This window comes from Streptomyces sp. NPDC006265 (assembly GCF_040613555.1).
Taxonomy (GTDB): Bacteria; Actinomycetota; Actinomycetes; order Streptomycetales; family Streptomycetaceae; genus Streptomyces.
Map to the genome: position 1 here is coordinate 1 of NZ_JBEXSH010000176.1, position 12,515 is coordinate 12,515.

The following is a 12,515-nucleotide window of genomic DNA, read 5'->3' on the forward strand; positions in this document are numbered from 1 at the left end:
AACCCGGCTAACCCCCACATCCCCTTCCGCTGGGGGTTGGGGCCGGCTATCAGGCCGGACAGGCTCCTGTAGCTCAGCCGAGGGCTACCTGGAGCACCCGGCGGAGGCGTTCGCCCAGTACAAGGACGACGGTGTCGCGCGGGTCGTGTGCGAGGAGAAGCACATGGGCTCGCGGGCCGTGGCCCTGGTGTGCCGCGACGCGGAGGCCGCGCGCAAGCGCTTCGGTGTGGACGGACCCACCGGGTCTCTCTACACCCGCACCGGCCGCCCCTTCCTCGACGACGAGGCCCTCACCGAGGAGATCCTCGACCGGGTGCGCACGTCGATCGGCGAGGCCGGCCTCTGGGACGAGCTGGAGACGGACTGGCTGCTGCTGGACGCCGAGTTGATGCCCTGGTCGCTGAAGGCGTCCGGGCTCCTGCGGTCGCAGTACGCCGCCGTCGGCGCCGCGTCCGGCGCGGTGCTCCCGCAGGCGCTGGGCGCCCTGCGCGGCGCGGCGGAACGCGGCGTGGACGTGGCCGGCCTGCTCTCCCGCACGGGTGAACGCGCCGCCGACGCGGCCGCGTTCACCGAGGCGTACCGCCGCTACTGCTGGACCACGGACGGCCTGGACGGCGTGCGCCTGGCACCGTTCCAGATCCTCGCGGTCCAGGGACGCAGCCTCGCCGGCCTCCCGCACGACGAGCAGCTCGCCCTGCTCGACCGCCTCGTCGAGCACGACGGCAGCGGCCTGCTCCAGACCACCCGCCGCCTCTACGTCGACACCGCCGACCCGGAGTCGGTGCGGGCCGGCGTCGACTGGTGGCTGGAGATGACCGGCCGCGGCGGCGAGGGCATGGTCGTCAAGCCGGTCGGCGCGGTCGTCCGCGACGGCCAGGGCCGCCTGGTGCAGCCCGGCATCAAGTGCCGCGGCCGCGAGTACCTCCGGATCATCTACGGCCCGGAGTACACCCGCCCGGAGAATCTCGCCCGCCTGCGCTCGCGGTTCCTCAACCACAAGCGGTCCCTGGCGATCCGCGAGTACGCGCTGGGCCTGGAGGCCCTCGACCGGCTGGCCGAGGGCGAGCCGCTGTGGCGCGTGCACGAGGCGGTGTTCGGGGTGCTGGCGCTGGAGTCGGAGCCGGTCGACCCGAGGCTGTGAACCGGAGGGCACACGATTCCGGCCAGGCTTTGTCCCGCCTGGGGCGCTCCTGGCCGGGCGTCGCCCTTCCGGTCCCATTCGTCCCTGGTTAACCGCTGGTTGCCGTGCTAACTTCGCTGGTCGGTCAGGCAGGTGAACCGACTCAGGGGGAAAGTCGGTGCGGACAGGTACGGCGCCCGGCGAGTTCGGTGGTGCATCCGGGCATCAGCCGGATTTCGAGCTGCTGTTACAGCTCACCGACGTCCTCTGTGAGCTCGGCTGCGTCGAGGACGCCCCGAGCCGGGTGCAGTTCGCGAGTCTGCTGGGAGGCCAGCTCCGCCGGCCGGTGGACATCCGCGGGGTCAGACTCCGTGAGGACGTGGTGAGTCTGGTGACCGCCGCGCTGAGCGTGGCGGGCGGGGAACACGTACTGGTCGGGGTGGTCCGCATCCTGGAGGGAGCCCCGGCCGGAGACGAACTCGACCGGCTGATCGCCCCTGCCCCCCTACTGGCCGGACCGCTGTCCAAAGAGGACGAGAAGAGCGCCCGCGTGGCGCTCTCCCGCGGCGACCTGCCCGCCGCACGCTTACGGGACGGTCTGGCCGAGGAGCTCGCCGGACTGGGCCTTCCCGACGGACTCGCCCCCGAGCAGCTCTTCGCCCACCTGCTCGAATGGAACGTGCAGGAGGACGGCCTGCCACCTGTCGTCCTGCTCCTCGAACACGCGGCCCGTCTCGCCAGGACCGTCGAGCACCGCCTGGCGCTGACCGGCTGGGTCGACGACTGGACCGGACGCGCGGGCCTGATCACCGAGTTGGCGAGGCGCCGGGACAGACGCGCCGCGGTGGTGTGGTCGCCCGACATCCCGCGCACCCTGGTCGTCGCGATCGAACCGGCCCGTGACGGCAGCACGGACGTGGTCGTGCGGACCTGGACGAACGCGACACCGGGCCGCTGGGACCCCCGCCCCGGCGAGCCGGACACGGTCCCCCTGGACGACCTCGGCCGAGCTGTGGACCGGGCGCTCCGGCGTGGCACCCAACTGTGGCTGGTGCCGCGCGAACCGGAGGCGGGTGGACTCCAGGAGCCGCCTGCGTACATAGAGTTCCTCCTTCCGTACGATCTGATGAACCACGATGTGGCGGGGTTGACGTTCGCCGTGGGCGACGGCGAGCCGACTCCGCTCAGCCTGCGGTACGGGGTGCACCTACGCAGCCTGGAACGGATGCGTACGGACAACGCCGTGGTCCGGCAGCAGTGGCAGCGGCGTTGGGCTGCGCTGAAGCAGCACGGGATCACGGTGCACGCCTGGCGGGAAGCGGATGCCCGGCGGCTGCGCGCGTGGCAGATCGCGCTCGCCGGGGAACCCGGAAGGACGGCGGTGCTGTTGGACGCGCCGACCGGGGCACCGGCCTTGGAGGCACTCAAAGCGGCGATCGCGGAGGGGATCGGGCTGGCCGTCTGGGACCGCAGAGGTGTGTTCAAAGAGGAGAGGCGCGAAGTGGTGACCGCGGTGTTCGCGGCCGTCACGATGCCCGTGCAGCTTCCGTCCGTCATTCACCGCATGCGTCTGAACGCCGAGAGCGGCGCGGAGGACGCGGTCCAGTATCTGGCCCGGAACGTCGGATTCCTGTGGGACGACCCCACACGCGTCGTCGACCTCCAGGCCACCGACCCCGGCGATCTCGCCAGCTGAGCTAGGAGGCTTCGGCATGAGCGCACAGGAACGGACGGCCGCGGACGACTGGCGTGTCTTCCACGCCACCGGACACCCGCAGGACGACCCGCCCGTGCTGCCGGACCCACCGCCCTGGCGGAGGTTCCGCGGCGGTCCGGTCGAGGCCACGCCCCCGGACGACGCCGAGGCCGCGCTGCGCCGCCTGGGTCCCGGCGGCCTCACCCCCCAGCTCGACGAGGAGCAGATAGAGACGGTCAACGCGGCCCTGCTGCTGCGCCGCCCCCTGTTGATCACGGGCCCGCCGGGCGTCGGCAAGTCGACGCTCGCCTATCTGATCTCGCGTGAGCTGGGGCTCGGCCGCGTGCTCGAGTGGAACGTGGTGAGCCGGACCAGCCTGCGGGACGGTTTGTACGTGCACGACGCCATGGGCCGTGCCCAGGCCATCGCCGCCTGGCAGGCGGGACTGCGGGACACGGCACGGGCGGTGCCGGTGTTCGAAGAGGGCGAACAGAGCGTCAACTCGCCGACCACGTCAAAGGATCGCCAACTTGCGCCGGTAATAGGCGAGTTCATTACACTGGGCCCCCTGGGTACCGCCCTGCTGCCCTACGAACGGCCCCGGGTGCTTCTCGTCGACGAACTCGACAAGAGCGACATCGACCTGCCGAACGACCTGTTGCACGTTCTGGAGAATGGAAGCTATGAGGTTCCGGAGCTGGTGCGCGACGCCGCCGAGACGGCGAGCGTGCACACCAGCGACCCGGGGAGCCGGGCCGTGGTGCGGGGCGGACGGGTCGAGTGCCGGGAGTTCCCGGTCGTGGTGATCACCAGCAACGGGGAGCGGGAATTCCCCGCCGCCTTCCGCCGCCGCTGCCTGCCGATGGAGATGCACACCCCCACCCGGGAGCAACTACTGGCCATGGTGGAGGGCCATCTCGGGCTCCGGCCGCAGGGCACTGAAGACCTCGTCGACCTGTTCGTTCAGCGGGTCCAGGGGGGTGGAGTCCACTCCCTCGACCAGTTGCTCAATGCTGTCCAGATGACTACTGCGGGTGGTTTTCAGGCTGACGGTGACGGGCGTAAGCTCGTCGAACTGCTGCTCCGCGACCTCGCGAAGGGCCGCTGATGACCCGGGAGCGCGCATCCGGATCCGGCGACGGGGATCCCGCATCGGGATCGTCGTCGCCTCCTTCGGTGTACCCCGAGCCGCCCGTGGGCGAGCGCGGAGTCCGGGTCCCTGCCGCTCCCGATCACTTCGTCCCGCGCTGGCAGGAGTTCGCTGACGCGGTCTGGCTCGCCGCGCACCGGAGCCGGTACGCCCATCCCTGCGACGAGGACCGACCGGCCCCGGCCGCGGAAGTGGAAACCGAACGCCCGCAGGACGCCGAGACCGGACAGCCACTCCCACCCGCCGCGGATGACGGCGCACTCCTCGACCGGCCCGTGCCCGGCACCGAGGACTTTTCAACAGAGACCGAGCCGCCGCCGACCGGCCGCATCCCGGGGCTGGTCCCTGCCGCCGACCGGGCCGCCTCACGTGCCGCATCTCAGACTGCCGAGCGCTTCTTACCCCATCCCGAAGGCCGCTTCGCCCTGCACCTCGGGCCGCCGCTGCTGCCTCCGGCCGAACCCGACCCGTCCGGTCCCGGCCGCGTCACCGCCCTTCTCGCGCGCGCCCTGCACCACCTCGCCCGCCGCATCCCGTCGCGCAGCAGCCTGGAACTGGACGAGGAGACCACCGCCGAACAGGGCCTCGTCGACGGGCTGTGGATGCCGTTCCTGCGGCCCGCCCGGCTCTCCGCGTTCGACCTGGTGCTGCTGCTCGATGACGCGCCCACCATGCGGATCTGGGAGGAGAGCGCCGCACGCCTCGCCCGTGCCGCCGAGCACAGCGGTGCCTTCCGGAGCGTGCGCTCCATCCGGGCGACCGTGCCGCGCGCCGGTACCGCCACACTGCGCTGGCCCACGGGCCGGGCCGTCGCCGACCCGGCCGAACTGCTCGACGGCCGGGGCAGCCGGATCTTCCTCGTCGTCACCGACGGACTCGCCCACGGCTGGGCCGCCACCGCCGCCGACGAACTCCTCGGCCGCCTCGCCCACGCCGGGCCCACCGCCCTCGTCCACCTGCTGCCGCCACACCTGCGCCACCGGTCCTCGCTCTACCCGTACCCGGCCGTCCTGGAAGCCGGAGGCTTCGGAGCCCCGAACGACGGCCTCGGGCACTGGGCGCCGCCCGGTGGTCCCGATCCGATGCGGCCGCTGCCCGAGGCGGGCGACGACTCCGTAGCCGTCCCGGTGCTTTCCCTGAAACCCGCCTCCCTCGCCGCCTGGTCCGATCTGGTCACGGGCGGGCGCGGCGTACGGCGTTCGCTGCCGGTGGTGCTGGCGGGCGCCCTGAGCAAGGGCGCACCCGCCCCCGGTCTGCGCGCCCCGCGGCTCCCGCGCGCCGCCACCGCCGCGGTACGGCGCTTCTTCAGCCTCGCCACCCCTTCCGCCCGTCGACTCGCCACCCAACTGGCCGCCATCCCCTTCGACTTCGACCTGGTCGAGCAGCTCCGCAGGCGGGTCATGCCGGAGACCGGTCCCGATCACCTCGCCGAGATCCTCATGGGCGGCCTGATCGACTGGGAGGGCGGGGGGCAGGGGCGCCCCGAGTTCGCCGAGGGCGTCCGCGAGGCGCTGCTGGCGACCACCACCCGCAGCCAACTCGCACACACCGTCAGCGTGGTGGGCGAGCTGCCCGCCGCGGGGGAGCGGGGCGTCGCCCTGCGCGCGGCGCTGCACGACCCGCTGCGCACCAGGCTGCCCGACACCGCAGAACCGGGCTGGGCGCGCAGTGAACTGGCCGTGATGCGCGCCCTGTCGGGGCCCTACTCCGAGCGGGCCAAACGCATCGAACCCAGTCTGTCCAGGTACGCGCCGGCCGCAGGGCCACAGGCGGGCGCCACCGTGCCCGCTCATCCACCCCCACAGGTGAATAACCCGGGCGACACGACTCCATCCAGCCCAGTGGACACTAACCCGAAGTCGGAAATGTCCGAGACGACTGGAGAATCCGCGCCGTCTTCGACGGCCGGCGCGCACCGACAAGAGACCCCGGAGGCAGAGCCGCCCATGCAGCGCACCACGACCGCAACGCCGGCCCTACTGGTGAACGTCCCCATGCGTAACACCTCGTTCGTCGGCCGTCAGGCGCTGCTGAGGGCCGTGGAGGAGCAGCTCGCCGCCCAGGACACCGCGGCCGTGCTGCCCAACGCCCTGCACGGCCTCGGTGGCGTCGGAAAGTCGCAGCTGGCGCTGGAGTACATCTACACCCACCAGCGTGACTACCGGATCATCTGCTGGATCCCGGCCGAGCGCGAGAGCCTCATCCTGGCCGCGTTGTCCTCCCTCGCCTCGCAGCTGGGCGTCGCCCCGGCCGGCCAGGACAGCTTGGGCGCCGCCGCGGCCAACACCGCCGTGCCCGCCGTACTGGAGGCGCTGCGCACCGGGACGCCGTACGACAACTGGCTGCTGGTCTTCGACAACGCCGAGGACATCGAGGCGGTGCGCGGATACTTCCCGCACAACGGGCCGGGCAAGGTCATCGTCACCTCCCGGAACCGGGGCTGGGAACGGGTGGCCACCTCGCTGCCGGTGAACGTCTTCGAGCGCGACGAGTCCATCGAGCTGCTCCAGAAACGCGCCAAGGACCTGCCCCGGGAGGACGCCCACCGGCTCGCCGAAGCGCTCGGCGACCTGCCGCTGGCCGTGGAGCAGTCGGGCGCCTGGCTCGGCGTCACCGGCATGGAGGTCGACGAGTACCTCGACCTGCTGGCCCAGCGCAGCCCGGAGATCCTCGAGATCGAGCAGAGCCCGGATTACCCGGTCTCCGTCGCCGCCGCCTGGGACATCTCGCTGGAGCGGATCAGGGAGAACAACCCGGGCGCCCGGCAACTCCTCGACATCTGCGCCAGCATGGCCCCCGAGCCGATCCCGCGGTCGATCCTGCGCAGCAGCCGGGGCGTCAACATCACGCCCGAGATCGACCCGATGCTGCGCGAGCCGATCAAACTGAACCGGGCCATCCGCGACCTCAGCCAGTTCTCCCTGATCAAGGTCGACCCGCGGGCCGGCACCCTGCAGATGCACCGCCTCCTCCAGACCGTCCTCCTCGCCAAGCTGAGCGAGGAGGAACGCGAGCGGATGCGGGACGCCGCCCACCAGTTGCTGTCCGCCGCCAACCGGGGCCCCTACGGCTCCTCCCAGGAGTGGCGCGACTACCAGGCGCTGCTGCCCCACGTCCTCGCCTCCCAGGCCGTGACCAGCACCGACCCCTATGTGCGCGACCTGGTCTACGACACCATGTGGTTCCTGTACTACTGGGGCGACCACGAAGGCGCCGCGATCTTCGGCCGGCAGGCGTGGAGCGCCTGGCTGGCCGCCTCCGGCGAGGAGGACATCTATGTCATCCGCATGACCAAGGGCCTCGCGTTCCTGCTGCGCCAGGTGGGCCAGATCTCCGAGTCGATCCCGCTCACCGAGAAGGCGCTCGAGGTGTCCCGCCGGGTGCAGGTCGAGCCGGAGGAGCTCATCGACTCCCTGTGCGAGATGTCCGACGCCCGCCGCTACCAGGGCCGGTTCCAGGAGGCGCGGGACCTGGGCAAGGAGGCCACCGAACTGGCCCGTTCACTGTTCGGCCCCGAAGACCAGGCCGCCCTGCGGGGCGCACACAGCTGGGGGGTCGACCTGAGACTGTGCGGGGAGTTCAAGGAGGCGCTGCCACTGGACGAGGAGACCGCCCGCCAGCGCGACATGCTCCTCGGCGACTCCAGCTTCTTCACGCTCAACACCCTGCACTGCGTCGCCATCGACATGCGGGAGGCGGGCCGGTACCCCAAGGCGCGCGAGTGGCAGGAGGACGTCTGCCGCCGGGCGTTCACCGCGCTCGGCGAGAAGCACCCCCTGACCCTGCGTATCGCCCGGGACCTGGCAGTCTGCCGCCGCCGGGACGGCGACCTCGCCGAGGGCGCCAAGCTCGCCGAGGAGACCTTGCGCAACTTCAAGTCCCGTTACGGCGACGAGCACCTCGACTCGCTGACCACGGCGACCAACGTCTGCGTCGACCGGCGCCTGGCCGGGGATCTGGAAGGCTCGCTCCGGATCGCGGAGCCGACCGTGGCCAGGCTGGAACGGCGCCTCGGCGGCGACCACGCACACACCCTGGTGACCCGGGCGAACCTGGCGGCCACCCAGCGCGCCCTGGGCTCGCTGGACATCGCGCAGGAGCTGGAGGACGACGTGGTGCGCCGGCTGAGCGACACGGTCGGGGCGCGTCACATCATCGCGCTCACCGTCGGCATCGGCCAGGCCAACACCGCCTATGCGCGGCTCGACTTCGAGCGGGCCCACGCGGTCGACTCCGCCAACCTGCCGCTGCTGACGGAGGTGGCGGGCGAGGACCACCCCCTCACCCTCTCCTGCACCTCCAACCTCGCCCTCGATCTGCGGGGCCTCGGGCGAGGAGACGAGGCGGACGTGCTCCAGCGCAAGGCGGTGGAGGGCTTCGCCGCGGTGCTGCGCACCGACCACCCCTGGCTCCAGGCCGCCCGCCAGCGCCGCCGCATCGAGTGCGACATCGCACCCATGCCGATGTGACACGGAGCGCGCCCGTTTGCCTGGCCACAACATCCTTGCGATAGTGGGAAGTTGACACCGCAAGGGTGTTCGTGTGACGGGGGGCGCATGACGACGGTCGTCTTCGTTCACGGAACCGGGGTGCGGGAACCGGCCCTTTCCGCCCTGGCGGAACGGGTGACGGCCGGACTGGCGGCACAGCACACCGAGCCGGAGGTCGTCCCCTACGACTGGGGAACGGCACACGGTGCCACGTTCGCGGCCGGCGGGGCCAGCCTGCCGCCCCGGGCCGGCACCACGCGCGGTCCCGGTGCGAGCCCGGACCCGGGCGACGAGGCGACCACGGCCTGGGCCGTCCTCTACGACGACCCGTACGCCGAACTGGTCTCGGCCGCCGCGGCAACCGGCCCGGCCGTCGAACGCCCGCCCGGCACCGTACCGCCGCAGGAGCGCATGCGCGCACTGCTCACCGCACTGGCCGCCGGGGGCGACGCACCGGGAGCCGAGGTGGGCCCCGGACTGGCCCGCGCCGCCATCGACCTGGCCGCCCACCCTGTGCTCGGTCCCGCCGCCGACGCCCTCGGCCCCCCGGACCTCGCCGTACTCGCCGCCCGCTCCCTGATCGCCCGCCTCATATCCGACGCCCTCGATGCCGACTCCCCGCTCGTCCCCGTCGGCGAGAGGCGGGACGCCGTCACCGACCGGATCGCCGAGGCCCTCGGCGCGCCGCCCGGGGGTTCGGAGCGGGGACTGCGCTCCTACCTCCTGCGGTCGGCCGGAGCCATGGCCGCGCGGGCCGTCGAACGCCGCCGTCGTGCCCTCACCGAAGCGGCCCACCCCGCCACCGGCGACATCCTGCGCTATCTGAGCCGGGGCGCCGCCTTCCGGGACGGACTGCGCGCCCTCGTCGCCGGGCTGGAGCCGCCCGTCGCCGTGGTCGGCCACAGTCTCGGCGGCATCATCGCCCTGGACACGCTGATCTCCGCCCCGCTGCCGCAGGTCGGCCTGCTGGTGACGGCCGGCTCCCAGGGGCCCTTCCTCTACGAGTCGGGCTCCCTGCCGTCCCTCGAACACCCCGCGACCCTGCCGCCGCACGTCCCCTCCTGGCTGAACCTGTACGACCCGCGCGACCTGCTCGGCTATCTGGGGGCGGAGCTCTTCCCGGGGCGTGTCACCGATGTTCCCGTCGACAGCGGTCAGCCGTTCCCCGCCGCGCACAGCGCCTACTGGACGAACCCCGCCGTGTACCGCCACATCGTCGACCACCTGCCGTGACCGGGCCGATTCCGCCCGTCGACCCGGCCCGGGTGCACGCCCTCGTCGTCGGGATCGAGCGGTACGAAGCCGGGGACGCCTGGGGGCTGCCCGGGCCCGCCCGGGACGCCGTGCGGTTCTGGCGGCTGCTGCGGGAATCCGGGGTTCCCGAGTCCCAACTGCGCCTGCACTTGTCGCCGCTGCCGCCCTACGACCCGCAAGTGCCCTACCGGAGCGCCGACCAGGCGACGCTTCGACGGGTACTCGTCCGTGAACTGTCCCCGGCCCAGGGCGACATGCTGTGGGTGTGGTGGGGCGGTCACGGCGTGCTGGACAGGGCGGGCCGGCTGCGGCTGTTCTGCGCGGACGCCGGTGTCGACGACAAGGTGGGCATCGACCTGGACTCCGCGCTCGCCCGGTACGCGGGCGACGCCGTGCCGGGGCTGCGCGAGCAGATGTGGATCGTGGACGCCTGTGAGACGTTCGAGGAGGACCTCGCCTTCCGGGAGGCGCTGCCCGCCGACGCCCTGCCCGTGGGCCGGCCCGGCCATGCGCACCGGCAGACCGTGCTGCGCGCCGCCGGCCGCGGCCGGGCGGCGGCCAATGACCCCGTCCGCGCGACCGGCCTGTTCTCCGACGTCCTGCTCGGTCTGCTGGCCGACCGGGCCGCCGTGCTGCCCGCGCCGCCCGATCCGGAGGAACTGTTTCCGGCCGTTCGGGCGCGCATCGCGGCCCTCAGGGAAGAGGGCCGGACTCTTCAGCATCCCGAGATCCGGCTCCAGTGCCCCGAGCGCCGCGAAGCCTTGCCCCCGGCCGGCCCGCCCGGCCCTGCGCGCCCCCTCGCGGCGTTTCAGCGCGCGGTGGAGGCCCTGCTCGCCTACCCCCTGATGCACGACCCGGACGAACGACAGACGGTCGTCGCCGCGCTGAACCCCCGTGTCACAGCCGTACTCCGCCGCCACAGCAGGCCACGAACCGACGTGGTCAACATCCTCGGCGGGCTCGTCCGCCGGAACCCGGAGGCAGTGTGGGACCTGTTCGACGCTGTGGTGTCCGTCGACGACGATCCGAAACTGAAGAAGGAACTTGCCGCCGCCATCGGTGAGTTGGCATCCACATCGCCGCGGGGAGGGGACCGGCGATGATCAGTGGCGTGATCGTACGGTTTTCCCCCCGGGGGGTATTGGCCATGATGGAAAGACACGGGGCATCGCGTGCCACCGTGCGAGAAGGGGGAGCACCTTGGACCAGCCGCCCGCTCTGCACCGCGCTGGAGCCGCCGCACCTGAACCGGTCGTCGCCACCGCGGAGACCGATGTCTGGGAATCCGATTTGGCGGACCTCGCGGCGCTGCCCCTGAGCGCCGTGGACGGTCTTCCTGCCCTTCCTCCCACTACGCGCCTGCTGACCGAGGTGCTGCGCGCCCGCAGCAGCATGCGGAGCGGCGAAGGGCCGGGCGGCGCCCGAGCCGATTAGACGCCGGCGCCGTCCCGACGGCAGCACCCCGGTGCGACACCCGTACGCGCACCGGGGTCCCCGCATGTCCGCCAACCCGACCGGAGGTCCGCGACGATGACCAGCGAGCAGCACCTCGCTCCCTTCCGCATGCCGGACCGGCTCTTCGCGGAGCTGGCCGCCGGAGGCGGCTCGGCAGCGGCCGTCGCCTTCCTCGAACGGGCAGAACGGGCACGGCGGTTGCTGCTCCTGCGCACCCTCCTCGGCCACCTCGACGCCCTGCCCACCCCCCTCACCCCGGTCGCGGAGGCCTGGCGGGTGCTCAAGGAGGCGGCCGAGAAGTCGCCCGAGCCGGTCGAAGGGCTGCTGCTGGCCCCGCCGACCGGCGGCTGGATCTCCCACATGCTGCGGCGGGTCCACGGCACGGCCGACGGGCCGCCGCTCTGGGCGGAAGCGGGCCATTTCAGTGCGCTCGCCCTCTCGGCGTCCCTGCACGCGGGCACGGAGGCGGCCTTCGACGTCCCTCTCGCCGACGGGCGGTTGCCCCTGCCGGGTCTCGGCATGGTCCTGCTCCCCGGCGCGCAGGAGGGCCTGACGGTCGGCCGGGCCACGACGGCCGGGGGAGAGCTGACGGTCACCGGGCCGGGCCGTACGACCGGCTCGGTGCGGGTGACCTGCCGACCGCCGGAGCGGCGTGACGACCCCGGCAGGGGCACCTGGCTCCCGCTGCGCACCCTCACCCATGCCGGCTCCGACGGCGCGGTCCCGGTCGCCGTGGTGCTCGAAGACCTCGACCCCTACCGCGATCTCGACGACCACCTGCCCCCCGCCCGCGTCGACGAGGACGAGGCGCGGGAGTGGCAGCGGCTGTTCGGCGAGGCCGCGCGGATCCTCGCCCGCCCGGCCACGCCCGGCCCCGGGCGGGTCCACCCCGCCATGATCCGGGCGATCGTGCCCTTCGGGCGCACGGGGGTCAGCCCGCCCCCGCTGCCCTTCGTCCAGGTCTCGGCCTCCAGCGGCGACTCCTTCGGCGGCATGCTCATCGTCCGGCCGGCCTCCGCGCTCGCCCTCGCCGAAACCGTGGTGCACGAGCTGCAGCACAGCAAACTGGCCGCCCTGCTGCACCTGTTCCCGCTGCTGGACGACGACCGCGCCGAGCGCTACTACGCCCCCTGGCGCACCGACCCACGTCACCTCACCGGCCTGCTGCACGGCGCCTACGCCTTCACCGGTGTCGCGGGCTTCTGGCGGGACCGGCTGGCCGATGCGCGATGCGCCGAGGCCGTGGAGCGCGCCGGCTACTTCTTCGCCCTGCGCCGCCTGCAGAGCCGCTTGGCCTGCGCCACCGCGACCAGTTCAACGCCCTGCCCGACCCGCGCAGCCGCTGGCGGG

General features: G+C 72.8%; 6 protein-coding genes and 1 pseudogene. All 7 read left to right on the top strand.

Features of this window, described 5'->3' with window-relative positions; all coding sequences use genetic code 11:
- Positions 1–1,141, top strand: a pseudogene (locus tag ABZ281_RS16845) (polynucleotide kinase-phosphatase); the annotation flags it as partial.
- A gap of 157 nt (positions 1,142–1,298) precedes the next feature.
- Positions 1,299–2,816, top strand: coding sequence for a hypothetical protein (locus ABZ281_RS16850; protein WP_356656174.1), 1,518 nt, complete (start codon positions 1,299–1,301; stop codon positions 2,814–2,816).
- A gap of 16 nt (positions 2,817–2,832) precedes the next feature.
- Positions 2,833–3,924, top strand: coding sequence for an AAA family ATPase (locus ABZ281_RS16855; protein WP_356656176.1), 1,092 nt, complete (start codon positions 2,833–2,835; stop codon positions 3,922–3,924).
- Positions 3,924–8,435, top strand: coding sequence for an FxSxx-COOH system tetratricopeptide repeat protein (gene fxsT / locus ABZ281_RS16860; RefSeq protein WP_356656178.1), 4,512 nt, complete (start codon positions 3,924–3,926; stop codon positions 8,433–8,435). Before ABZ281_RS16855 ends, fxsT begins: the two co-directional genes overlap by 1 nt.
- An 87-nt stretch (positions 8,436–8,522) precedes the next feature.
- The gene (locus tag ABZ281_RS16865; protein WP_356656180.1) at positions 8,523–9,689 is read left to right on the top strand and encodes a hypothetical protein; all 1,167 of its coding nucleotides are present in this window, start codon (positions 8,523–8,525) and stop codon (positions 9,687–9,689) included.
- Complete coding sequence (locus tag ABZ281_RS16870) at positions 9,686–10,813, top strand: caspase family protein (RefSeq protein ID WP_356656182.1); 1,128 nt, start codon at positions 9,686–9,688, stop codon at positions 10,811–10,813. Before ABZ281_RS16865 ends, ABZ281_RS16870 begins: the two co-directional genes overlap by 4 nt.
- A 427-nt stretch (positions 10,814–11,240) precedes the next feature.
- Positions 11,241–12,515 (top strand): HEXXH motif domain-containing protein (locus ABZ281_RS16875; RefSeq protein WP_356656184.1); only part of this gene is annotated, 1,275 nt, incomplete at its 3' end.

Coding starts and splice junctions, on each gene's coding strand:
- fxsT (WP_356656178.1), top strand. CDS start 3,924: ATGACCCGGGAGCGCGCATCCGGATCCGGCGACGGGGATCCCGCATCG.
- ABZ281_RS16865 (WP_356656180.1), top strand. CDS start 8,523: ATGACGACGGTCGTCTTCGTTCACGGAACCGGGGTGCGGGAACCGGCC.
- ABZ281_RS16855 (WP_356656176.1), top strand. CDS start 2,833: ATGAGCGCACAGGAACGGACGGCCGCGGACGACTGGCGTGTCTTCCAC.